Raw genomic sequence first — 23,221 nt, forward strand, 5'->3', positions numbered from 1 at the left:
TCGCGCGATTTTGGCGCTATCATTCCTGGTTCACCGGGCCGGGAGCCCGTCAGCAAATCCTCACCGGGCGGCATGCACGCCGCCCGTCATCGAAGCAATTCATGGATGTCATTGTCATCGGCGGCGGAATCAGCGGCGTCGCCACCGCCTACCAGCTGCGCGCGGCCGGCCATCGCGTATGCATGGTCGAACGCCACGCGACCGTCGCGCAGGGCGCGACCTACGGCGACGGCGGCACGCTGCTGCCGAGCCCGCTCGACGTCTGGTTCGGCCCGACCTTCATGCGCCAGCGCCAGCCGCGCGACACCGGCATCGTCTACAAGCCGGGCTTCAACGGCGGCGTGCGCCGCTTCGTCAAGCAACTCGCCGCGCTGCGCGAGCCCGACGCATTCGCCGCGCAGTACGCGCGGCTGCGCCCGCTGATCGACGCGTCGCGCGAGTCGCTCGCCGACATCGAGGCGCGCTTCCAGCTCGAATTCGAGCAGAAACCCGGGATCCTGCACGTCGTGCGCGACCCGCGCGACTGGGAAGCGCTGCAACCGGCACTCGACCTGTTGCGTGCGCTCGACCAGCCGTACCGGGTGCTCACGGCCGACGAATGCGCGGCGCTCGAGCCTTCGGTGCCGGCCGAGCCCGGCTTTGCCGGCGGCGTGCTGCTCGAGACCGAACGCACCGGAAACTGTCCGCTGTTCGCAAAACTGGTCAAGCAGACGCTCGACGAGCACGGCGTACAGTTCCGCTTCGGCGCGGACGTCGCCGCGATCCGCGTCGACTCCGGCCGGGCCGCGGTCGAGCTCGCGCCGGCCGGCGGCCGGCACGCGACGAAGGCGCACGAGGTCGACGTGATGTCGGCCGACGCGATCGTGGTCGCCGCGGGCGCCGGCAGCCTGCCGCTGCTGGAGCGGCTCGGCTGGCGGCTGCCGCTGCATCCGGTGCGCGCGCATACGCTGACCGCCCCCGTCGCGTACGAAGAACATGCGCCGCACCTGAGCGTCGTCGATTCGATCAAGCGGATCTCCATCACGCGTACCCACCAGCGGCTGCGCATCGGCGGCGGCGCCGTGCTGCAGAGCCTCGCCGACACCGCGAAGCCGCTCCCCGAGCCGCTGTCCGAGGCCGCGCTCGCGCTGCTCGGCCAGGCCGTCCACGACTGGGTGCCGGGCGCCGCGAAGATTTCCGCCGCCCTGTCGTGGCAGGGCACGCAACTGCTGTCGCCGGACGGCCTGCCAGTCGTCGGTCCGACCCCGCATCCGCGCGTGTTCGTCAATTTTGGGCACGGCCCGGCCGGTTGGGGCCTCGCGTGCGGGTCTGCTAAAGTGGTGACCGACTGTCTGAGCGGCGACACGCAGCAGTGGCCCGCCGACACGCTCGCCGCGCTGAGCGCCACGCGCTTCGCGACCTGACCGCCACGGGCCCGTCCCGGGGCGGCGTCCTCCTGCCGCCATGACCCCGCGATGACGAATCCCCGCCCGCTTCCCGACCCCGCCCCGCTCGCGCTGCTGCGCGTCGCCGACCTGCGCGCGGCCGAGGCCGCCGCGACCGCCGAACTGCCGCCGCACACGCTGATGGGCCGCGCGGGCGCCGCCGCCGCGCGCTGGCTGTCCGAACGGGTGGCCGGCGACGACCGCCCGGTCTGGTTCGCGGTCGGCCCCGGCAACAACGGCGGCGACGCGCTGGTGGCCGCCGCGCAGTTGCAGCAGCTCGGCGTCGCGACGCAGGCCTGGATGCCCGTGCCGGTCAAGCCGGACGATGCGCAATGGGCGCTCGGCCTCGCGCGCGCGGCGGGCGTGCCGCTGTCGGCCGAGCCGCCCGCCTCGCTCGACGACTACGCGTGGGTCGTCGACGGCTTGTTCGGCATCGGCCTCGCTCGCGCACTCGACGGACCGTTCGCTGCCCAGGCCACGCGTATCGCCGCACATGCCCGAAGCGGCGGCCGCGTGCTCGCGCTCGACGTACCGAGCGGGCTCGACAGCGACACGGGCCGGATCGTCGGCGCCGGCGTTGCCGTCACCGCGACGCATACGCTCACCTTCATCGGCGCGAAGCCCGGCCTGTATACCGGCGACGGCCGCGACCTCGCCGGCGAGATCGACATCGCGTCGCTCGACGTCGCACCGCCCGCCGCGCCAGCCGTCGTGCTGAACGCACCGGCACGGTTCGCCGCCGCACTGCCCGCCCGCGCGTTCGCTTCGCACAAGGGCACGTTCGGCAGCCTGGCGGTGCTCGGCGGCGACACCGGCATGTGCGGCGCGCCGATCCTCGCCGCGCGTGCCGCGCTGTTCGCGGGCGCCGGCAAGGTGCATGTGGGCTTTCTCGGCGCCGGCGCACCGCCGTACGACCCGCCGTTTCCCGAACTGATGCTGCATCCCGCGGACAACCTCGACCTCGATGCGATGTCCGCGATCGCTGCAGGCTGCGGCCTCGGCGCGCGCGAAGCCGCGGCCACCCTCGTGCGCGACGTACTCGCGCACGACGCCGCGACGCTGCTCGACGCCGACGCGCTGAACCTCATCGCGACGCACGCCGACCTCGCGGCCGCCGTTGTTGCCCGCGGCACCCGGGGCAACGCGTGCGTGCTGACACCGCATCCGCTCGAGGCAGCGCGGCTGCTCGGCAGCGACACCGCGACGGTGCAGCACGACCGGTTGGCCGCGGCCCAGGCGCTGGCCGCGCGCTACGCGAGCATCGTCGTGCTGAAGGGTTCGGGCACGGTGATTGCGGCGCCCGACGGCCGCCTGACGATCAATCCGACCGGCAATGCAGCGCTCGCCACCGGCGGCACCGGCGACGTGCTCGGCGGCCTGATCGGCGCGTTGCTCGCGCAGCGCGTCGCGCCGTACGAAGCCGCGCTTGCGGGCGTATACCTGCACGGCCTCGCGGCCGACACACTGACCGCGAACGGCACGGGTCCGGCCGGCCTCACCGCGGGCGAACTCGCGCCGATGGTGCGCACGCTGATCAATCGCCTTTTTTACCCGTCGGCGCGCGCCGACATATAACGCCGCTATACTGGGTGCCCCGCCGCACGGCGGGCCCGCTCGTCCGCCGGCATTCCGATCCCGATGCGCCGGCGCGGCATTCCTCCCGATTCACGCTTCACTCGAACCGCCATGACGCTGAATTCGCTCCCCGCCTGGACTGCCCTTCAATCCCACTTCGAACAGATCCGCCACGCGCGGCTGCGCGACTGGTTCGCGCCGGAAAACGACCGCGCGCCGACCCGTGCCGAACGCTTCACGATCCCCGGCGGCGGCCTTGCGGCCGACTTCTCGAAGAACCGCATCAACGACGACACGTTGCGCCTGCTCGTGCAGCTGGCCCGCGAAGCGGGCGTCGAGGCGCGCCGCGACGCGATGTTCGCCGGCGAGATCGTCAACCCGACCGAAGGCCGCGCCGCGCTGCACACGGCATTGCGCGCGACCGACCCGCACGCGCCGTTCCATGCGCAGGTCAGCGCCGAGCGCGCGAAGATGGCGACCTTCGCACGCGCCGTGCGCAGCGGCGCGTGGACCGGCTACACCGGCAAGCGCATCCGCCACGTGATCAACATCGGCATCGGCGGCTCGGATCTCGGACCGAAGATGGTCACGCACGCGCTGCACCATGTCGCGACGCCCGACATTTCGACCCACTTCGTGTCGAACGTCGACGGCGCCGATCTCGCGCGCGTGCTCGAACAGGTCGACCCTGAGGAAACGCTCGCGATCATCGTGTCGAAGACCTTCACGACACTCGAGACGATGACGAACGCACGCTCGCTGCGCGACTGGTTCGTCGCGCGCGGCTGCCCGGAAGACGCGCTCGCGAAGCACTTCGTCGGCGTGTCGGCGAACCCGGCCGAAGTCGTGAAGTTCGGCATCTCCGCCGACAACGTGTTCGAAATGTGGGACTGGGTCGGCGGCCGCTATTCGCTGTGGTCGGCGGTCGGCCTGTCGATCATGATCGCGATCGGGCCCGAGCAGTTCGACGAACTGCTCGCCGGCGCGAACGACATGGACCGCCATTTCCGCGAAGCGCCGCTCGAGCGCAACCTGCCGGTGTTGCTCGGCCTGATCGGCATCTGGTACCGCAACTTCTTCGGCTCGCAGAGCTATCTCGTCGCGCCGTATTCGGAAGCGCTGCACTACCTGCCGTCGTACCTGCAGCAGCTCGAAATGGAAAGCAACGGCAAGTCCGCGCGCCTGGACGGCACGTTCGTCGACTACCCGACGTCGGCCGTCACGTGGGGCGAGCCGGGCACCAACGGCCAGCACGCGTTTTTCCAGATGCTGCACCAGGGCCCGACGATCGTGCCGATCGACTTCATCGCCGTGCTGACGCCCGAGCATCCGCTCGCGAGCCATCACCCGAAGCTGCTCGCGAACTGCTTCGCGCAGAGTGAAGCGCTGATGCTCGGTCGCACGCTCGACGAAGCGCGCGAGGTCGCCGGCCCCGGCAAGGAAGCGCTCGCGCCGCACCTGACGTTCCCCGGCAACCGCCCGACGACGACGCTGCTGGTGGATGCGCTGACGCCGCGCACGCTCGGCGCGCTGATCGCGCTCTACGAGCACAAGGTGCTGGTGCAGGCAACGGTGTGGGACATCAATCCGTTCGACCAGTGGGGCGTCGAGCTCGGCAAGATTCTCGGCAAGGTCGTCGAAGCCGACCTGTCGGCCGAATCGGTCGATCCCGCGAAGCACGATTCGTCGACGACCGCGCTGATCGAGCGCGCGCGTGCGGCACTCAAGCGCTGACGCGACAACGTCGAACGCATGCCGGCCGCACCGGGCGATCCAGCCGGTGCGGCCAACAAGCAATTCGGTCTCGCGCTATGCGGCGTGCGGCGCGACGATGCGGCCGGCGTCGATGGTGACCGTCGTCGCGCAGCGCCGCGCGAGCTCGGCATCGTGCGTCACGAGCACGAGCGTCGCGCCGTGCGTGCGGTTCAGTTCGAACATCAGGTCGATGACGGCGTGGCCCGTGGCTGCATCGAGACTGCCGGTCGGTTCGTCGGCGAACAGGATTGCGGGATGCGTGACGAACGCGCGCGCAAGCGCGACGCGTTGTTGCTCGCCACCGGACAGCAGCTTCGGATAATGCGCGGTGCGCTCGCCGAGACCGACCTGCACGAGCAACGCGCGCGCCCGATCGGCCGCGTCGCGCGCGTTGATGCCGCCCTGCAGTTCGAGCGGAAGCATCACGTTCTCGAGTGCCGTCAGGTGCGGCATCAACTGAAACGACTGGAACACGAACCCGACCGCGCCGTTGCGCAGCGCGGCGCGCTCGTCCTCGTCGAGCTGGTCGAGCGCGCGACCGAGCAGGCGAACCGTCCCGCTCGTCGCGCTGTCCAACCCCGCAAGCAGGCCGAGCAGCGTCGACTTGCCCGACCCAGATGCGCCGACGATCGCGAGGCTGCTGCCGGGCCGCACGGCGAACGTGATGCCGTCGAGGATCGTCAGCTCGCCCGTTGCGTCAGCAACCCGCTTGCACACGTCATGGACTTCGATGATCGGATCGGTAATCTTGAACATGGACACGACATTCCGCTTGAAAAGACGCGCGGCGCTCGCCGCGCTGCTGGGTACCCTGCTCGCAGCAAACGTGCCCGCACTCGCTGCGACGACGGCGGCCCCGACATCGGGCCACCCCGCGCTCGTCGTGCTCGGCGACAGCCTGTCGGCCGAATACGGGTTGCCGCGCGACACCGGCTGGGTTGCGTTGCTGCGGCAACGGCTCGCAACCGAGCGGATCGATTATAGCGTCGCGAACGCAAGCGTCAGCGGCGACACCACGAGCGGTGGCCGTGCGCGACTCCCTGCGGTGCTGCAACGGCTGAAGCCGTCGATCGTCGTCGTCGAGCTCGGCTCGAACGACGCGCTGCGCGGCGTGCCGCTCGCGACGACCGAACAGAACCTGCGCGACATCATCACCGATGCGCGGCAAGCGCGCGCGAAGGTCGTGCTGGTCGGCATGTACGTGCCGCCCAACTACGGGCCCGACTACACGCAGAAATTCCATGCGGTCTACACGCGCCTGTCGAAGGAACTCGGCGTACCGCTCGTGCCGTTCCTGCTGGCCGGCATCGAGAACAAGCCGGAAATGTTCCAGTCGGACCAGATGCATCCCGCGCAACAGGCGCAGGGGATCCTGCTCGACAACGTCTGGCCGGCGCTGAAGCCGCTGCTCGGCAAGCCGCGCGGTTGACCTCGCGGCGCGCCACCGCCGCAAAGCAAAAAGCCCCGTTTCGAACGGGGCTTTTTGTTGCTGCACGCGAAACCGTGAACGGCGCTTCGCTGGGTTGTCGCTTGATCGCGGCTTAGCTGCCGCCGTCCTGCGACTGGCTCTGCGTGGTGCCGTAGAGCTTCACCTTCGAGCGGTCGCGCAGTGCGGCGAGATACGCCTCGCCTTCGCTTTGCGCTTCGACCTGCGCCATCTGCTGCTGCGCGGCCGCGAGTTGCTGCGGATCGACGGCCGTGCCCGGAATCACCGCATTCACGCGATAGATCGCGTAGCCGTCCGCGCCAAGATCGACACCGACGTATGCCGGCAGCGTCTTCGCATCGATCTTGTAGACGGCGCTCAGCGCCGCCGGCGTCAGGCCCTGCGACTGCGAGCGCGACACCTTCTGCCCGGCCGTGAAGCCATCGGCCGACTTCGACTTCTGCAGTTCGGCCAGCTTCGCCGCGCCGTCCTTCTTCGCAAGTTCCGCGGCCTGCTCGGCGATGACCTTCTGACGCACCGCATCCTTGATCGCGTCGAGCGCCGGCACGGCAGCCGGCTTGTAGTCGGTCACGCGCGCCGAGATCAGCGTGTTGTTGCCCACATCGATCGCCTGCGTGTTGTTCTGGTTCTTCACCGAGTCGTTCGCGAACACAGCGGCGAGGAACTTCGGGTTGTTCAGCGGGCTCGTCGCCGGCAGTTGCGGATTCGGCGTCGGCGTGACGGTGGCCGTCTGGATCGTCAGCTTGTACTTGTCGGCGGCCGGCTGCAGCGTCTTCGCCTTTTCATAGACGGTCGACGTGAAACCTTCCGCGTTGTCCGAAAACGCCTTCGCCGCGTATTGCTGCTTCAGGTCGACCGCGATCTGGTCCTTCACGTCCGCGAACGGCTTGACCACCGACGGCTTCACTTCCGTCGCCTTCAGGATGTGAAAACCGAGGTCCGATTGCACGATACCGCTCACGTCGCCCTGCTTGAGCGCGAACGCGGCATCGTCGAACGCCTTGCCGCCCGCCGTCGAGCCGCGCGTGATGAAGCCCAGATCGCCGCCCTTCGCCGCCGACGGCGCGTCCTGCGAGCTCTTCTGCGCGATCTGCGCGAACTGGTCCGGATGCGCCTTCACGTCGGCCAGCAGCTGCTCGGCCTTCGCCTTCGCGGCCGCCTTGTCGGCCGCGCTTGCGTCGCTCGCCGCGGCGATGAAGATATGGCTCACGCGCACCTGCGCTTCCGAGCGGAAGTGCGTCGGGTTGTCGTCATAGAACTTCTTGATGTCGGCATCGGTCGGCTGCGCGCTCGCGGCGGCCGCTGCCGGCGAATAGACGAGATACTGGATCGTCGCGGTTTCCGGCGTCGCGAAGCCTTGCTTGTGCGCGTCGTAGTACGCCGTGAGCTGCGCGTCGGTCGGCTGCACCTTCGCCGCGTAGTCGCTCGTCTTGAGCACGAGCGCCTGCACTTCGCGCTGCTGCGCCGCCAGTTCCGACAGCCGTTGCGCCGGCCCCTTCGGCGTGAATGCGCTCGCCACGATGCTCGCCGGAATCTGCTGCAGCGCGAGGCTGTAACGCACGCGTTCCTGATACTGCTCGGGCGTCATCCCCTGGAACGACAACAGTTGCGCGTAGCGCTGGACGTCGATCGTACCGTCGGGTTTCTTCAGCGACGCGATCATCGGGTCGCTCATCAGTGCGTCGCGCACGGCGTTGTCGGATGCGGTCAGGTGCAGGCGCTGCGTCTCGTCGGCCAGCACGCGTTGCTGGATCAGGCCGTCGAGCACTTGCTTGCGATGTTCGGGCGTGTCGAACGCCTTGATGTCGAACTGCCCGCCGAGCGCCTGGCGCGCCTGGTCGATCTGCTGGCGGAACGCGCCGTCGAATTCGACCCGCGTGATCTTGTGCCCGTTGACCGCCGCGACGTTCGCGCTGTCGTCGAAGAAGCCGCGGAAACCTTGGATCCCGACGAAACCCAGCCCCGGCAACACGATCAGGAGCAGGAGCGCCATCATCAGGCGCTGGTGATTACGGAAGAAATCGAGCATGCGTGACGGGAAAATTGGACAAAACGTCCGATATTACAACATACGCGGTGGCACGGGAAAAAAGCAGGTGCGCAACGAACGGGCGCAACCGACGACGCAAATGAAAAAGCCCGCACGAGGCGGGCTTTTTCATTTTCTGGCGGAGCGGACGGGACTCGAACCCGCGACCCCCGGCGTGACAGGCCGGTATTCTAACCGACTGAACTACCGCTCCTTGGTCTGGCTGAATCAGGAAACTGGTGGGTGCTGAGGGGTTCGAACCCCCGACCTACGCCTTGTAAGGGCGCCGCTCTACCAGCTGAGCTAAGCACCCGTTTCCGATTCGTTCTGGCTGAGATCTGCGTTTCGGCATCAACAACCAGCGAGCCTGCAAGTTTAATTCATCCCAGATCATTTTGCCAAGCCCGTGCGCAAAAAATTTTAACGCCCCCTGCTCAACACACACGATGCCGACACACATAAAAAAACCCGCGGACACGCCGCGGGTTTCGTGAACAACCGTCAGGGACGGCGCTCAGGTTTTCAGTGCTTGACGACTTCCGTCGAGCCGGCATCCGTCGCCGCCTCGCCGACCGGTGCCGCAGCCTTCGCCTCTTCTTCCGGCGGCAGCGGGGTCGGCGTACGCTCGAGCGCGAGTTCGAGCACCTTGTCGATCCAGCGGACCGGCACGATCTCGATCGCGTTCTTCACGTTGTCCGGAATGTCCGCGAGATCCTTCACGTTCTCTTCCGGGATCAGCACGAGCTTGATGCCGCCGCGATGCGCAGCCAGCAGCTTTTCCTTCAGCCCGCCGATCGGCAGCACTTCGCCACGCAGCGTGATCTCGCCCGTCATCGCGACATCGGCACGCACGGGGATCCCCGTCAGCACCGACACCAGCGCGGTCGTCATCGCACCGCCGGCGGACGGACCGTCCTTCGGCGTCGCGCCTTCCGGCACGTGGATGTGGATGTCCTGCTTCTCGAACGCTTCGTCCTTGATGCCCAGACGGCGCGAACGCGAGCGCACGACCGACCGTGCAGCCTCGACCGACTCCTTCATCACGTCGCCGAGCGAACCCGTGCGGATCACGTTGCCCTTGCCCGGCATCACCGCGGCTTCGATCGTCAGCAGGTCGCCGCCAACTTCCGTCCACGCGAGGCCCGTCACCTGACCGACCTGGTTCTCCTTCGCCGCGAGGCCGAAGTCGTACTTGCGCACGCCGAGGAACGTATCGAGGTTCTCGCCATCGACCTTGATCGCGCCCGATGCCTTCTTCAGCAACAGCATCTTCACGACCTTGCGGCAGATCTTCGACACTTCCCGCTCGAGCGAACGCACACCGGCTTCGCGCGTGTAGTAGCGGATGATGTCGCGGATCGCCTGCTCGGCGACTTCGATCTCGCCTTCCTTCAGGCCGTTGTTCTTCTTCTGCTTCGGCAGCAGGTAACGCTGCGCGATGCTGACCTTCTCGTCTTCCGTGTAACCCGACAGACGAATCACTTCCATCCGGTCGAGCAGCGGCGGCGGGATGTTCAGCGAGTTCGACGTCGCGACGAACATCACGTCCGACAGGTCGAAGTCGACTTCGATGTAGTGATCGGCGAACGTGTGGTTCTGTTCCGGATCGAGCACTTCGAGCAGCGCCGACGACGGATCGCCGCGGAAATCCATGCCCATCTTGTCGACTTCGTCGAGCAGGAAGAGCGGATTGCGCACGCCGACTTTCGCCAGGCTCTGCAGGATCTTGCCCGGCATCGAGCCGATGTACGTGCGGCGGTGGCCGCGAATCTCGGCTTCGTCACGCACGCCGCCGAGCGCCATCCGGACGAACTTGCGGTTCGTCGCGCGAGCGATCGACTGGCCGAGCGAGGTCTTGCCGACGCCCGGAGGCCCGACGAGGCACAGGATCGGCGCCTTCACCTTGTCGACGCGCTGCTGCACCGCGAGATACTCGAGGATGCGTTCCTTCACCTTCTCGAGGCCGAAGTGATCCTCGTCGAGCACCTGCTCGGCGTTCGACAGGTCGTTGTTGACCTTGCTCTTCTTGCGCCACGGCAGGCCGATCAGCGTGTCGATGTAGTTGCGCACGACGGTCGCTTCCGCCGACATCGGCGACATCAGCTTCAGCTTCTTGAGCTCGGCATCGGCCTTCTTCTTCGCTTCCTTCGGCATGCGCGCGGCGTTGATGCGCTTCTCGAGTTCCTCGAGGTCCGCACCCTCTTCGCCTTCGCCCAGTTCCTTCTGGATCGCCTTGACCTGTTCGTTCAGGTAGTACTCGCGCTGGCTCTTTTCCATCTGGCGCTTCACGCGCCCGCGGATGCGCTTTTCGACCTGCAGGATGTCGATCTCGGCTTCGAGCTGCGCGAGCAGGTGCTCGAGGCGCTCGATGACCGGGAACATCTCGAGGATGTGCTGCTTCTGGTCGAGCTTCAGCGGCAGACGCTCGGCGATCATGTCCGCGAGGCGGCCTGCTTCATCGATGCCCGACAGCGACGTGAGAATTTCCGGCGGGATCTTCTTGTTCAGCTTCACGTACTGGTCGAACTGCGACACGATCGCGCGACGCAGCGCTTCCGTTTCCGCGCTGTCGGCGTGATCGGGCTCGAGCGGCATGACTTCACAGGAGAACTGCGTCTCCTGCTCTTCGATCGACAACGCCTTCGCACGCTGCAGGCCCTCGACGAGCACCTTCACGGTGCCGTCCGGCAGCTTCAGCATCTGCAGGATGTTGGCGATACAACCGACCTCGTACATGTCCTTTTCGGTCGGTTCGTCCTTGGCCGCGGTCTTCTGGGCGACGAGCATGATGTGCTTGCCGCCTTCCATCGCTGCTTCGAGGGCCTTGATCGATTTCGGCCGGCCCACGAAGAGCGGAATCACCATGTGCGGGAAAACGACGACATCCCGCAGCGGCAGCAGCGGGAGCGTAATGCGTTCCGGCGGGAGAAGTTGGGTGCCTGACATTTCATTTCCCCATGAGTGGAATCAATTGTTCGGTAATTGAGGCCGCCACAACGAATTGCAAGCCTTCAAGTGCGGGAAATATTCGGTAAGAAAGTAACCACCGCGTGTCGAGTCAGAGTTACCCACAAGATAAACGAAAAAAAGCCGCCCACGGTCTCATGAACGGCCTTTTTCGCAGAACATCGTCGGCAAGCCGGTCAGTTCGAACCCGCCACCTTCGGCGTGTCCTCATAGATCAGCAGGGGCTTGCCGTCGCCATCGATGACGTTCTCGTCGATGATGACCTTGCTGACCCCTTTCATCGCCGGCAGTTCATACATCACGTCGAGCAATGCCTGTTCGATGATCGAACGCAAACCGCGCGCGCCCGTCTTGCGGCGGATCGCCTTGCGTGCGACTGCCTGCAGCGCGCCCGGCCGGATTTCCAGCTCGACGCGCTCCATCGCGAACAGCTTGTGATACTGCTTGACGAGCGCATTCTTCGGCTCGACGAGGATCTTCATCAGCGCGGCTTCGTCGAGCTTGCCGAGCGTCGCGACCACCGGCAGACGGCCGATCAGTTCGGGGATCAGACCGAATTTGATCAGGTCTTCCGGTTCCGTTTCGCGCAGCACTTCGCCCGCGTCGCGTTCCTGCTTGCTCTTGACCGTCGCGCCGAAGCCGATGCCGGTTTTCTCGGTGCGATCGGTGATCACCTTCTCGAGCCCGTCGAACGCGCCGCCGCAAATGAACAGGATGTTGGTCGTGTCGACCTGGATGAAATCCTGGTTCGGGTGCTTGCGGCCGCCCTGCGGCGGCACCGACGCCATCGTGCCCTCGACGAGCTTCAGCAGTGCCTGCTGGACGCCCTCGCCCGACACGTCGCGCGTGATCGACGGGTTGTCCGACTTGCGGCTGATCTTGTCGATTTCGTCGATGTAGACGATCCCGCGCTGGGCCTTGTCGACCTCGTAGTTGCAGTTCTGCAACAGCTTCTGGATGATGTTCTCGACGTCCTCGCCGACGTAGCCGGCTTCGGTCAGCGTCGTCGCATCGGCGATCACGAACGGCACGTTCAGCAACCGCGCGAGCGTCTGCGCGAGCAGCGTCTTGCCGGAGCCCGTCGGGCCGATCAGCAGGATGTTGCTCTTCGACAGCTCGACATCGTCCTTCTTGTCGAGGTGCTTCAGGCGCTTGTAGTGGTTGTAGACGGCCACCGCGAGGATCTTCTTCGCGCGCTCCTGGCCGATCACGTACTGATCGAGGATGTCGCGAATTTCCTGCGGGCTCGGCAGATCCGACCGGGACAGGCTGGCCTCGACGCCGGCGGCAGCCGCCTCGTCGCGAATGATCTCGTTGCAGAGGTCGATGCATTCATCGCAGATGAATACCGACGGGCCCGCGATGAGTTTCTTCACCTCATGCTGGCTCTTGCCGCAAAACGAACAATACAACAGCTTCTCGCTGTTCGAACCTTTTTTGTCCGCCATGAATGTAGAGCCTCCGGACAGGTAAATGACATGATACGCCGAATGCTCCGGACGCCGCGCCTAGGGCGCGACCGGAGCCGGCTGGATGCGCTTGCCGCAGATGCTCAGGGCACTCGGGACATTGCGGGGGCACCGACCGAATCGGGGCGGCACCCTACTTAAGCTCACGGGCGCTTCAGCAGCACCTGATCGATCAGCCCGTACGCCTTCGCATCTTCGCTCGACATGAAGTTATCACGGTCGGTGTCGCGGGCGATGCGCTCGACGTCCTGGCCCGTATGCTGCGCGAGCAGGTTATTCAGCCGCTCCTTCAGGTAGAGGATTTCGCGTGCCTGGATCTCGATGTCGGACGCCTGGCCTCGCGCGCCGCCGAGCGGCTGGTGAATCATCACGCGCGAGTTCGGCAGCGCGAAACGCTTGCCCTTCGCGCCCGACGCGAGCAGGAACGCGCCCATGCTGGCCGCGAGGCCCATGCAGAGGGTCGACACATCCGGCTTGATGAACTGCATCGTGTCGTAGATCGCCATGCCGGCCGATACCGAGCCGCCCGGGCTGTTGATGTAGAGGCTGATGTCCTTGTCGGGATTCTCGCTCTCGAGGAACAACAATTGCGCGACCACGAGGTTGGCGGTCTGGTCGTTCACTTCGCCGACCATGAACACCAGGCGCTCCTTCAGGAGACGCGAATAGATATCGTACGAACGCTCGCCGCGGCCGCTCGTTTCGACGACGATCGGCACCAGCCCCAGCGCTTGCGCCTCGAAACCCTGCGGCGCGTTCGACGCAAGCATGTCCAGCAATTCAGCGCGAGTGATCATTCAATAAGCCTTGTTCGAATGGAAAATTGAACGGAGGGAAGCCGCCCGCTCAATCGCCATATTAATGGCAACCGTGCGCTTGACGTAGAAACGGCGTGCGGGCCGTCGCTCCGACAGCCGGCACGCCGCTAGAGCGACACTTACGCTTGCGCCGATGCGCTCGCGAGTGCCTCGAAGCTCACTTCCTTGTCCGTCACCTTTGCCTTGCCCAGCACGAAGTCGACGACGTTGCTTTCAACGACGAACGCTTCCATCTCGGCGAGGCGCTGCTGGTTCGAATAATACCAGCGGACCACTTCCTTCGGGTCTTCGTAGCTCTTCGCGAACTCGTCGACTTCCGCGCGGATCTGCTCCGGCTTCGCTTCGAGGCCGTTCGACTTCACGAGCTCGGCCAGCACGAGGCCCAGCTTCACGCGACGCTCTGCCTGCTCGGCGAACATCTCGGCCGGGATCGGTGCGTCCTTCGCGTTCGGCACGCCGCGCTGCGCCAGATCCTGGCGAGCCATTTCGACGAGGCGTTGCTGGTCCTGCTCGATAAGCGCCTTCGGCACGTCGAGTTCGGAAATCTTCAGCAGCGCGTCCATCACCTGGTTCTTGACGATGGCTTGCGTGCGACGCTTCGCTTCGCGCTCGAGGTTTTCCTTGATTTCGGCGCGCATCTTCGTCAGGTCGCCGTCTTCGATGCCGAGCGACTTCGCGAATTCGCCGTCGATTTCCGGCATGTGCGGCCACTCGATCTTCTTCATCGTGACCGTGAATTGCGCCGTCTTGCCCGCCACGTCCTTGCCGTGGTAGTCGTCCGGGAACTTCAGATCGAACGTACGCTGTTCGCCGACCTTCAGGCCCAGCGCCGCCGTTTCGAATTCCGGCAGCATGCGGCCTTCGCCGAGCACGAACGGGAAGTCTTCGGCCGTGCCGCCCTGGAACGCGACGTCGTCGATCTTGCCGACGAAGTCGACCGTCACGCGGTCGCCGTTCTTCGCTGCGGTGTCCGCACCGCCGTCACCGTGCTCGCCGGCTTCGCCGCGAGCGTGGAAGTGCACGCGCTGCTTGCGCAGGATATCCAGCGTGCGGTCGATTTCGGCGTCGCCGATCGACGTCGTCGAGCGTTCGACTTCAGCCGTCGCCAGATCGCCGATCTTCACTTCCGGGTAAACCTCGAACGTCGCGTCGAACGCGTATGCATCCTCAGCCTGCTCCTGCTTCGGCTCGAAGCTCGGCTGGCCGGCCACGCGCAGGTTTTCCGCACGGCTGATCGTGAAGAATTCCTGGCCGATCTTGTCGCTCAGCACTTCCGCCTCGACCTGGCCCGAGTACTGCTGTGCGACCATCTTGAGCGGCACCTTGCCCGGGCGGAAACCCGGCATGCGAACGTTCTTCGCGAGTTTCTGGATACGGGCGTCGATTTCCTTCTGCACGGTGTCCTTCGGCAGGGAAATCGTCACGCGGCGTTCAAGCTTGCCGAGGTTCTCAACAACGTTAGCCATGGCTTCAATCGTCCTAAAATTATTCGAGCGAATCGGGTTTTCCTTGCCGTGCCTGCCTGCGGCGTGAGGTGCATCGCATGCACACGCCGCGCCGGAGCGCCACGCCATCCCTGCACGCGCCGGATGGCTAGCGCAAGCGGCTCGGAGCACGGCTTTGGCCGGAAGAATCGACTATTCTAGCAAACAATTTTCCTCGTACCGCCAGAACGGCACGACAACGATGCAGACCGGTCGCGCCGTCCGCTTCCGTCGACGGCAATGCGCGCGGATCGCCGCTATGCCGAACGGCGTATCCACCGCCGGGCCGCCATCCTGTAAGCTCCGATTGAGCATGCGCCGCGGTCGCGGCCGCCATTCTTCACATCAAACATGCCTTCCGGAGACACCATGCCGCAACACCCGTCCGCGCCTGTCGTCGTCATCGCGCCCGATTCGTTCAAAGGCTCGCTTTCCGCCGAGCAGGTCGCGGACGCGATCGCCACCGGCATCCGCCGTGCCCGTCCCGACGCGATCGTGCGCTGCTGCCCGATGGCCGACGGCGGCGAAGGCACGCTCGACGCGATGCTGGCGGGCGGCGGCACGCGGCGCGCGCTGCGGGTGGCCGGCGCGTCGCTCGCGGCACGCGACGCGGCCGTCGGCGTGATCGACGCGCACACCGCGATCGTCGAGACGGCCGAGGTCGTCGGGATCACCGACGCGGTCGGCATGAGCGTGCCCGTTGACGCGCGCAGCACGCGCGGCATGGGCGAAGCGATCCGCATGCTGCTCGACGAGGGCGTGCGCCGCTTCTTCGTCGCGCTCGGCGGCAGCAGCACCAACGACGCGGGCGCGGGATTGCTCGCGGGCCTCGGCCTGCAATGCTTCGATGCGGCGGGCCAGCCGGTCGAACCGGTCCCGGCGCGGCTCGCCGATATCGCGCGGATCGACGCGTCGGGGCTCGACCCACGCCTGAAGGAAGCAGAGTTCATCGGCATGTCCGACGTCGACAACCCGCTGACGGGCGCGCACGGCGCGACCGCGGTGTTCGGTCCGCAAAAGGGCGTGACGTCCGAGCAGGTTGCGACCCTCGACACCGCGCTCGGCCATTTCGCCGACCTGCTCGAGACCGCGCTCGACCGGCGCGCCCGCGACCTGCCAGGCGCCGGCGCGGCGGGCGGCCTCGGATTCGCGCTGCACATGCTGGGCGCACGGTTCGAAGCCGGCGCGGAAGTGGTCGCACGGCAAATTGGGCTCGATGCCGCGCTCGCCGGCGCCGACTGGCTGATTACCGGCGAAGGCCGCTCCGACGTGCAGACGCTGCACGGCAAGGCACCGTTCATCGCCTGCCGTCATGCGCGGGCCGCGGGCGTGCCCGCGTCGCTCCTGTCGGGCGCGGTCGACCCGGCCGCGCTGCCGCGCCTGTCCGAGCACTTTTCCGGCTGCTTCTCGCCCGCGCCCGGCCCGATCACGCTCGACGTCGCGATCCGCGACGCGGCGAACCTGCTCGCGAACGAAGCCGAACAGTTGACACGGCTGAAGTACGGCGCACACTGACCGTTGACCCGAGCGCGCGATACAGGAACAATCGGGCCCGCCCTTTTTCTTCAGGATTCGACATGAAAGGCCGCCAAGCCGGGCTCGATCAGTTTCTGACCTATCGCCTCCATGCGCTCACGAAGCGATCCGACCGCGGGATCGCCGAGGTCTACCGGCACAAGCTGGACATCTCGCTTCCCGAGGCGCGGGTGATCGCCGCCGTCGGCGCCTTTGGTCCGTTTTCGATCATGGATCTCGCCCGCCATACCAATCTCGACAAAAGCCAGGCGAGCCGCGCGGCGGAAGCGCTGCTGCGCCAGGGGCTGCTCCAGCGCAGCGCGAGCAAGGAAGACGGCCGGATCGTGCTGATCGCGCTGACCGCCGACGGCCGTGCGCTGCATCGCAAGATCATGCCGATCGTGCGCAAGTGGAATGACGGCTTGCTCGCGTGCCTGTCCGATAGCGAGCGCCAGACGTTCGAGCGACTGCTCGACAAGGTCGTCGCGAACGCGGTCGAACGCGACGACTGAGTCGCAATACGGGGGCAATCGGTACCGCACTCGCGTGGCGAAGGTGCGACATGCACCGGGATCGCCTAAGCGGCCCCGCACGCGCCTCAAGCGGACCCCAGCGCCCGCCGCGTTATTTCAGATGAATCCTGCGGGCCTTCCAGTCGCGCAGGCGCACGGGCGGCGTGCCCGGCTTCCCCTGCCGCGGCTACCGGACGCCTACCCGGCGCCTCGCAGCCTTCTCCGCGTACCGGGCAGGCGCCGCGATCCCCCTCCGCTATAGCCCACTGTTCGCCGCACGCTGACGCAGCAATCCCAGCACCGCGTCGCAATACGGCGTTGGCACGTCGAGCTTGCGTCCCAGTTCCGGAAACACGCCGAGGATCGGTCCGATCTCCAGTGCTCGCCCGGCCTCGAAATCCTGCAGCATCGACGTCTTGAACGCGCCGAGCTTGCGCGTGACGGCAATCCGCTCCGGCCCGCTCATTCTCGTATCGAGACCAAGCTTCGCGCCGATCGCGGCCGCCTCCTCCATCATCCGCAACGCGAGTTCCTGCGTGAACGGATCGTCGAGCAGTTGCGAGGCGGTCGAACCCGTCAGCGCGCTCAACGGGTTCATGTTCATGTTGCCCCACAGTTTTGCCCAGATCTCGGTGCGGATCGCCGGGGTCGACTCGACGTCGAAACCGCCCGCGGCGAGCGCCGCCGCGAATCGCGCGGTCGCCGCATCGAGCCGCGGATCGGGCGAGCCGACGATCAGACGGTTGCCACGGCCGCGGCGCACGATACCCGGCGCGTCGGTGCTGGACGACAGATGCACGACGCAGCCGATCGCCTGCGAGGGCGGCAGCGCTGCCGAGACCGCCCCGGCCGGGTCGACCGCATCGAGCGGCACGCCGTCGAGCGGGCCCGCTAACCCGTGCGTGAACCACCACGGCAACCCGTTCATCGCGGCGACAATCACCGTGCCGGGCCCGACCAGCGGCGCAACGCGCGCGGCCAGCGCCGGCAACGCCTGCGCTTTCAGCGCGATCACCACGTAGTCCTGCACGCCGAGCGCGGACGCGTCGTCGCTCGCGCACACCGGGACCGACGACTCGGTCCCCGCCTCGTCGATCACGCGCACGCCGTGCGTGTTCAGTGCATCGAGCGTCGCGCCGCGCGCGAATGCGCTCACCGTCATGCCGGCCCGCGACAGTGCTGCCGCGAGCAACCCGCCGATCGCGCCGACCCCGACCACCGCAGCGCGCACCGACCCTGAATTCGTGTCGTTCATGATGAAAATCCGTCTACCCGGAGCGGACGAGCATAGCGCCCAATGGTTGCGGATACAACTATTTACGCAAGCATCCGCGCGGCCCTGTTCGCATGAGCGGTTCAGCGCGGTGCGATGACCGCCTCCACAGGCTCATCGTCGGTCGTGCCGCCCGTCGCGCCGAGCACGCCGGCGATCTGGCTCTTGTCGTGCATGCCGAGCTTGCGGTACGCGCAGCGCAGATAGTGACGCACCGTCGTCGGCGAAATCGCCATCTGCTGCGCGACCTCCTTGTGCGAACGGCCGGCGCCGTAATAGCGAATCGCCGCGAGCTCGCGCGGGCTCAGCCTGTCGAGCAGCGAGCGCGGCCGCGCCTCGATCTGGAACAGTCCCGCGATGGGCACGCACTGGATGCGCAGCGCGTCGCCGATGTACGGCTGGCCCGATTGGCGGCGCACATGCGCGACCAGCGGCTCCGGCACGCGCGGGCCCGTCCACGCCGGCCATTCAGTCCGCAGCACGTCGTCGAAGCCGTGATCAGCGTGATGCAGCACGCCGAAGTTGTCGCACAGCGCGCGCGCCGCCGGCGCCACCGCATCGGCACGCTCGCGCGTGAGCTGCGCCGCGCGATTGATCGTCAGCGCGGCCGCCAGATGCGGAATCACTTCCTCGAAGCGACTCGCTTCGTCGTCGCTGAACGGACGATTCAGGCCCTGGCGATAGATCGACATGAACGTCGTCAGCCCGAAGCGGCGATCGAGCGTACACACGCACATCAGTTGCGCCAGCCCGTACTTCACGCACCAGTCGCGAAACCGCGCGTCGAACCCGGGCTCGACGACCGACAGACGCACCGCGCGACCGTGCGCGCCGAGCAGCGTGCGTTGCGCGAGCGGATCGCAATCGCGCACGCGTTTCCAGTCGCTGAAGAACGCGTGCGGAAGACGGTACAGGAAACTGTTGTGCATCACGGGGCCGGTCGGCGTGTGCGTCGCGACGCCGGTCCACGCGGCGTCGAACGGGATGAGCCCCTGCAGCAGCGAAAAGAAGCGGCACTCGAATTCGCCGATGCTCGACTGCGCGGCGACCGCATACAGGTCGAGCAGCATCAGGCCGAGTTCGCGTCGCGCCGCGTCGCCGCGCGTCACGCCGTCGAAATCGGCGCGGCGGGACGGCAGCGGCGGCCATGCGGATTCGTCGAGCACGATCGCGGCCGGCACGTCGCGCAGCGCATCGCGATCCTGTCCGATATCCGTGGTGATCCTCACCTTCCGCTCCCCTGCCCGATCGGGCCGCTGATGCACGCAACGCAGACCGGCCGATTATAGCGACCGGCATTTTTGACGGGCTCCGTCGCCGGAACATGCCGCAACCCCATCCATTTGAACGGTGCGCCGCCCGTTGCTGCTGCGCAGCACGCCGCGTCGCGGTGTCGCGGCACGTCCACCCCGTGCACCGCGGGTTTTCCACACCGTTCATCTGCACGACTGTTCAGCGGTTTTCCCGCTGCCGACACTGCGTCGCGACAACGCCAACAACAAACGATGCAGGAAGGTATGGAGAACCCCACGTGATGACATCCCGCTTCATCCGCACGGCGACCGCCGCGGCGCTCGCCGCGTGCAGCCTTGCCGCGCACGCGCAATCGACCCTCACGCTGTATGGCGCGCTCGACGCCGGCGTGCAGTACCTGACGCATGCCGACGGACGGCACGCGGCCGTGCAGTTGCAGAACTACGGCATCCTGCCGTCGCAGGTCGGGCTGAAGGGCACCGAGGATCTCGGCGGCGGCTGGCGCGCCCTGTTCAAGCTCGAACAGGGCCTCAACATCAACGACGGCACCTCGACCGTGCCGGGCTACGCGTTCTTCCGCGGCGCGTACGTCGGCATCGCGGGGCCCGTCGGCACCGTGACGCTCGGCCGGCAGTTCAGCGTGCTGTTCGACAAGACGCTGTTCTACGACCCGCTGTGGTACGCGTCGTACAGCGGCCAGGGCGTGCTCGTGCCGATGACGGCGAACTTCATCGACCACTCGATCAAGTACCAGTCTCCGACGTTCGCCGGCTTCGATGTCGAGGCCCTCGTCGCCACCGCCGGCGTCGCGGGCAATACGCGCGCAGGACGCGTGCTCGAGCTCGGCGGTCAGTACGCCAGCAACGGGCTGTCGATCAGCGCGGTGCTGCATCAGGCGCACGGCGACGCGTCGGCCGCGGACGACGCCTCCGCGCGCCGCCGCGAACTCGGCACGCTCGCCGCGCGTTACGCGTTCGCGACGCTGCCGCTCACGCTCTACGCGGGCATCGAACGCCTGACTGGCGACCTCGATGCGGCGCGCACGATCGTCTGGGGCGGCGCCCGTTATCTGACGTCGGGTGGAATCGGGCTGAACGCGGGCGTCTATCACACCGATTCGCACACGCCGGCGATCGGCCACCCGACGCTGTTCATCGCGAGCACCACCTACGCGCTGTCGAAACGCACCGTCGCCTACGTGAACCTCGGTTATGCGCGCAACAGCGGCCAGAGTTCGCAGACCGTCTACGAATACGACCCGACACCGCTCGCCGGCGCATCGCAGTTCGGCGCGATGGTCGGCATGTATCACCTGTTCTGATTCCGTCCAGCGAGATCCCGCCATGAAAACCCTTTGCTCCGATGCCGCGCTGCCGTCCGACGGCCGCGCGTCCCCTTTCGCGCGCTCGACGCTCGTCGCACTCGTCGTGTTCGCGGCCATCACGCCGCTGCTGCTGCTCGTCGCGCCGGCCGTCGCCGGTCAGCTCGCGACGCAGCTCGGGCTGTCCGCGTCGCAGATCGGCACCTACTTTTTCGTCGAACTCGGCACGTTCAGCCTCGCGACCCTGCCGTCGTACCTGTGGCTCGGCCGCGTCGATGCGCGCCGCGTCGCTGCGTGCGCGATCGCGCTGTTCGGCGCGGGCAATCTCCTGACCGCGTTGTGGATGCCCGGCTTCGTCGCGCTGCTCGCGCTGCGAGCCGTCACCGCGCTCGGCGGCGGCTCGCTGATGGTGCTTTGCATGACCAGCGCGGCCACGAGCGAGAACAGCGATCGCGTGTACGGGCTGTGGGTCGTCGGCCAGTTGATCGCCGGCGCGATCGGCCTGTTCGTGCTGCCACACGTGTTCGCCGCGTTCGGGCTGCGCGCGCTGTACGTCGCGCTGGCCGCGCTCGCGCTGCTTGCCGCACCGCTGTCGCGCGGCTTTCCGGCGACGCTCGGTGCGCGGACCGCGTCGGGCCGGGCCGCGCGCGGCGCGTCGACGGATGCGTCACGGCGCTTCGTCGTGCTCGCGATCGGTGCGGTACTGAGCTTCTATCTCGCGATCGGCAGCGTGTGGACGTTCGCGAGCCGCGCGGCGGCGGAGGCCGGACTCGACCCGCGGTCGATCGGCAACGTGCTCGCGATCGCGAGCGTGATGGGGATTGCCGGCGCGGCGCTCGCATCGTGCGCGGGCGGCCGGCTTGCGCGGCGCACGATGCTCGCCGCCGGTTACGCGCTGCTCGCGGCGTCGCTCATCGCACTCGCCGCGCTGCCGCATGCGGGCGGCTACAGCGCCGCGATCTTCGCGTTCAAGTTTGCGTGGACATTCGTACTGCCGTTCATTCTCGCGACTGTCGCGCAGATCGATACGTCCGGGCGGCTCGTCGCGACGCTCAATTTTGTGATCGGCGCAGGCCTCGCGGCCGGCCCGCTCCTCGCCGGCCTTCTGCTCGACGCGGGCGGCACGATGCACGTGCTGTTCGCGGCCGCGACGGCCGTCGCGATCGCGTCGTTTGCCGCGCTGCGCCATATCGATCGGCGCGCGCGGACTTCCGTGACTTCCGCTTCCTCCCAACCGTGACAGGTCAAAACCATCCATGAATCGCACTGCCTTCTTCACCGACGAACGCACCTTCTGGCACACCGGCGGCACGCACGCGCTGTTCTTCCCGGTCGGCGGCTGGGTCCAGCCGCCGTCGAGCGCCGGCTACGCGGAATCGCCCGATTCGAAGCGACGCCTCCTGTCGCTCGTGCAGGCTTCGGGCCTGGCCGACCACCTCGACATGCGCGGTGCCGCGCCGGCCACCACCGGCGATCTGTTGCGCATCCATCCGGCAAGCTATCTCGACGCGTTCCGCGCGCTCAGCGATGCGAACGGCGGCGACCTCGGCGATCTCGCGCCGTTCGGCAAGGGTAGCTACGAGATCGCCGCACTGTCGGCGGGTCTCGCGATCGCGGCGGTCGACACCGTCGTCGCCGAGCGTGCGGCCAACGCGTTCTCGCTGTCGCGGCCGCCCGGCCATCACTGCCTGCGCGACCGTCCGATGGGCTTCTGCCTGCTCGCGAACATCCCGATCGCGATCGAGGCCGCACGCGCGAAGCATGGCATCGACCGCGTCGCGGTGATCGACTGGGACGTGCATCACGGCAACGGCACGCAGTCGATCTACTATGACGATCCGGACACGCTGACGATCTCGCTGCATCAGGACCGCTGCTTTCCGCCCGGCTACAGCGGCGGCGACGAGCGCGGCGCAGGCGCGGGCGTCGGCGCGAACCTGAACGTGCCGTTGCTCGCGGGTAGCGGCGACGACGCGTATCGCCATGCGTTCGAGCGGATCGTGCTGCCGGCGCTGGAGCGGTTCCGGCCGGAGCTGATCGTCGTCGCGAGCGGCCTCGATGCGAACGCGGTCGATCCGCTCGCGCGCATGCAATTGCATACAGAAAGTTACCGGTACATGACGCGCTCGGTGAAGGAGGCGGCGCAGCGCCACTGCGGCGGACGGCTCGTGATCGTCCACGAGGGCGGCTATTCGGAGGCGTACGTGCCGTTCTGCGGACTCGCGATCGTCGAGGAGCTGGCCGGCATCCGCACCGATGTCGCCGATCCGATGCTCGATCTCGCGATCGCGCAGCAGCCGGGCGAGCGGTTCGTCATGTTCCAGCGCGAACTGCTCGACGAACTTGCCGTGTCGTTCGGGTTGTAACGCGCGCTCACC

The 23,221-nt window shown here is 67.1% G+C and carries 17 protein-coding genes and 2 tRNA genes; 9 read left to right on the forward strand and 10 right to left on the reverse strand.

Annotated elements, in window-relative coordinates:
* The first annotated feature begins 101 nt into the window (after positions 1–101).
* The 3 genes from ACT2FV_RS26395 to pgi all read left to right on the forward strand — a co-directional run bounded on the left by ACT2FV_RS26395 (position 102) and on the right by pgi (position 4,733).
* On the forward strand, positions 102–1,403 hold the full coding sequence (locus ACT2FV_RS26395; protein ID WP_059604153.1) for an FAD-dependent oxidoreductase: 1,302 nt from the start codon (positions 102–104) through the stop codon (positions 1,401–1,403).
* 51 nt (positions 1,404–1,454) lie between these two features.
* Entirely contained in the window at positions 1,455–2,999 is a 1,545-nt protein-coding gene (locus tag ACT2FV_RS26400; RefSeq protein WP_444505116.1) for an NAD(P)H-hydrate dehydratase, read from the forward strand.
* 111 nt (positions 3,000–3,110) lie between these two features.
* Positions 3,111–4,733, forward strand: coding sequence for a glucose-6-phosphate isomerase (gene pgi / locus ACT2FV_RS26405; protein WP_226115982.1), 1,623 nt, complete (start codon positions 3,111–3,113; stop codon positions 4,731–4,733).
* Between the two features lie 75 nt (positions 4,734–4,808).
* Here the strand turns inward: pgi and ACT2FV_RS26410 are convergent, their stop codons facing one another.
* Positions 4,809–5,510 (reverse strand): ABC transporter ATP-binding protein, encoded by a 702-nt coding sequence (locus ACT2FV_RS26410; protein WP_059449953.1) that lies wholly within the window; start codon positions 5,508–5,510, stop codon positions 4,809–4,811.
* Between ACT2FV_RS26410 and ACT2FV_RS26415 the strand changes: the two genes are divergently transcribed.
* Complete coding sequence (locus ACT2FV_RS26415; protein ID WP_444505117.1) at positions 5,509–6,183, forward strand: arylesterase; 675 nt, start codon at positions 5,509–5,511, stop codon at positions 6,181–6,183. The two genes, ACT2FV_RS26410 and ACT2FV_RS26415, sit on opposite strands and share 2 nt — an antisense overlap.
* A 112-nt stretch (positions 6,184–6,295) precedes the next feature.
* On the opposite strand, the gene ACT2FV_RS26420 is transcribed toward ACT2FV_RS26415, so the two are convergent.
* The 7 genes from ACT2FV_RS26420 to tig all read right to left on the reverse strand — a co-directional run bounded on the left by ACT2FV_RS26420 (position 6,296) and on the right by tig (position 14,950).
* Positions 6,296–8,230: a SurA N-terminal domain-containing protein gene (locus ACT2FV_RS26420; protein WP_444505118.1), complete on the reverse strand. Its 1,935-nt coding sequence runs from the start codon at positions 8,228–8,230 to the stop codon at positions 6,296–6,298.
* Between the two features lie 137 nt (positions 8,231–8,367).
* Positions 8,368–8,444 (reverse strand) — tRNA-Asp (locus tag ACT2FV_RS26425).
* Between the two features lie 23 nt (positions 8,445–8,467).
* Positions 8,468–8,543 (reverse strand) — tRNA-Val (locus tag ACT2FV_RS26430).
* A gap of 209 nt (positions 8,544–8,752) precedes the next feature.
* Positions 8,753–11,176: an endopeptidase La gene (gene lon, locus ACT2FV_RS26435; RefSeq protein ID WP_059604136.1), complete on the reverse strand. Its 2,424-nt coding sequence runs from the start codon at positions 11,174–11,176 to the stop codon at positions 8,753–8,755.
* Positions 11,177–11,373: 197 nt separating this feature from the next.
* Complete coding sequence (clpX, locus tag ACT2FV_RS26440) at positions 11,374–12,645, reverse strand: ATP-dependent Clp protease ATP-binding subunit ClpX (RefSeq protein WP_006754177.1); 1,272 nt, start codon at positions 12,643–12,645, stop codon at positions 11,374–11,376.
* A gap of 164 nt (positions 12,646–12,809) precedes the next feature.
* Entirely contained in the window at positions 12,810–13,463 is a 654-nt protein-coding gene (gene clpP / locus ACT2FV_RS26445) for an ATP-dependent Clp endopeptidase proteolytic subunit ClpP (protein ID WP_006496351.1), read from the reverse strand.
* A gap of 140 nt (positions 13,464–13,603) precedes the next feature.
* Positions 13,604–14,950: a trigger factor gene (tig, locus tag ACT2FV_RS26450; RefSeq protein ID WP_124622543.1), complete on the reverse strand. Its 1,347-nt coding sequence runs from the start codon at positions 14,948–14,950 to the stop codon at positions 13,604–13,606.
* Positions 14,951–15,337: 387 nt separating this feature from the next.
* Here tig and ACT2FV_RS26455 point away from each other — a divergent pair, with 387 nt between their 5' ends.
* Both ACT2FV_RS26455 and ACT2FV_RS26460 read left to right on the forward strand, forming a co-directional pair.
* The gene (locus ACT2FV_RS26455; RefSeq protein ID WP_444505119.1) at positions 15,338–16,483 is read left to right on the forward strand and encodes a glycerate kinase; all 1,146 of its coding nucleotides are present in this window, start codon (positions 15,338–15,340) and stop codon (positions 16,481–16,483) included.
* A 62-nt stretch (positions 16,484–16,545) separates the two neighbouring features.
* A complete protein-coding gene (locus tag ACT2FV_RS26460) occupies positions 16,546–16,995 on the forward strand; it encodes a MarR family winged helix-turn-helix transcriptional regulator (RefSeq protein WP_124622539.1) in 450 nt (149 codons plus the stop codon).
* 256 nt (positions 16,996–17,251) lie between these two features.
* Here ACT2FV_RS26460 and ACT2FV_RS26465 read toward each other — a convergent pair whose 3' ends face one another.
* Entirely contained in the window at positions 17,252–18,250 is a 999-nt protein-coding gene (locus ACT2FV_RS26465) for a 2-dehydropantoate 2-reductase (RefSeq protein WP_151048946.1), read from the reverse strand.
* A 101-nt stretch (positions 18,251–18,351) separates the two neighbouring features.
* Complete coding sequence (locus ACT2FV_RS26470) at positions 18,352–19,497, reverse strand: helix-turn-helix transcriptional regulator (RefSeq protein WP_151048945.1); 1,146 nt, start codon at positions 19,495–19,497, stop codon at positions 18,352–18,354.
* 302 nt (positions 19,498–19,799) lie between these two features.
* Here ACT2FV_RS26470 and ACT2FV_RS26475 point away from each other — a divergent pair, with 302 nt between their 5' ends.
* Genes ACT2FV_RS26475 through ACT2FV_RS26485 form a run of 3 tightly spaced genes read left to right on the forward strand, consistent with a single transcriptional unit; the run spans position 19,800 to position 23,209 of the window.
* Positions 19,800–20,843: a porin gene (locus ACT2FV_RS26475; RefSeq protein ID WP_444505120.1), complete on the forward strand. Its 1,044-nt coding sequence runs from the start codon at positions 19,800–19,802 to the stop codon at positions 20,841–20,843.
* 22 nt (positions 20,844–20,865) lie between these two features.
* Complete coding sequence (locus ACT2FV_RS26480; RefSeq protein ID WP_444505121.1) at positions 20,866–22,083, forward strand: MFS transporter; 1,218 nt, start codon at positions 20,866–20,868, stop codon at positions 22,081–22,083.
* Positions 22,084–22,099: 16 nt separating this feature from the next.
* Positions 22,100–23,209, forward strand: a complete 1,110-nt coding sequence (locus tag ACT2FV_RS26485; protein ID WP_444505122.1) for a class II histone deacetylase — start codon at positions 22,100–22,102, stop codon at positions 23,207–23,209.
* Positions 23,210–23,221: the final 12 nt, after the last annotated feature.

Source organism: Burkholderia sp. PR2, assembly GCF_052372875.1.
GTDB classification, from domain to species: domain Bacteria; phylum Pseudomonadota; class Gammaproteobacteria; order Burkholderiales; family Burkholderiaceae; genus Burkholderia; species Burkholderia diffusa.

Coding starts and splice junctions, on each gene's coding strand:
- ACT2FV_RS26420 (WP_444505118.1), bottom strand. CDS start 8,230: ATGCTCGATTTCTTCCGTAATCACCAGCGCCTGATGATGGCGCTCCTG.
- clpP (WP_006496351.1), bottom strand. CDS start 13,463: ATGATCACTCGCGCTGAATTGCTGGACATGCTTGCGTCGAACGCGCCG.
- ACT2FV_RS26410 (WP_059449953.1), bottom strand. CDS start 5,510: ATGTTCAAGATTACCGATCCGATCATCGAAGTCCATGACGTGTGCAAG.
- ACT2FV_RS26480 (WP_444505121.1), top strand. CDS start 20,866: ATGAAAACCCTTTGCTCCGATGCCGCGCTGCCGTCCGACGGCCGCGCG.
- ACT2FV_RS26395 (WP_059604153.1), top strand. CDS start 102: ATGGATGTCATTGTCATCGGCGGCGGAATCAGCGGCGTCGCCACCGCC.
- ACT2FV_RS26415 (WP_444505117.1), top strand. CDS start 5,509: ATGGACACGACATTCCGCTTGAAAAGACGCGCGGCGCTCGCCGCGCTG.
- ACT2FV_RS26455 (WP_444505119.1), top strand. CDS start 15,338: ATGCCGCAACACCCGTCCGCGCCTGTCGTCGTCATCGCGCCCGATTCG.
- clpX (WP_006754177.1), bottom strand. CDS start 12,645: ATGGCGGACAAAAAAGGTTCGAACAGCGAGAAGCTGTTGTATTGTTCG.
- tig (WP_124622543.1), bottom strand. CDS start 14,950: ATGGCTAACGTTGTTGAGAACCTCGGCAAGCTTGAACGCCGCGTGACG.
- ACT2FV_RS26400 (WP_444505116.1), top strand. CDS start 1,455: ATGACGAATCCCCGCCCGCTTCCCGACCCCGCCCCGCTCGCGCTGCTG.
- ACT2FV_RS26485 (WP_444505122.1), top strand. CDS start 22,100: ATGAATCGCACTGCCTTCTTCACCGACGAACGCACCTTCTGGCACACC.
- lon (WP_059604136.1), bottom strand. CDS start 11,176: ATGTCAGGCACCCAACTTCTCCCGCCGGAACGCATTACGCTCCCGCTG.
- pgi (WP_226115982.1), top strand. CDS start 3,111: ATGACGCTGAATTCGCTCCCCGCCTGGACTGCCCTTCAATCCCACTTC.
- ACT2FV_RS26460 (WP_124622539.1), top strand. CDS start 16,546: ATGAAAGGCCGCCAAGCCGGGCTCGATCAGTTTCTGACCTATCGCCTC.
- ACT2FV_RS26465 (WP_151048946.1), bottom strand. CDS start 18,250: ATGAACGACACGAATTCAGGGTCGGTGCGCGCTGCGGTGGTCGGGGTC.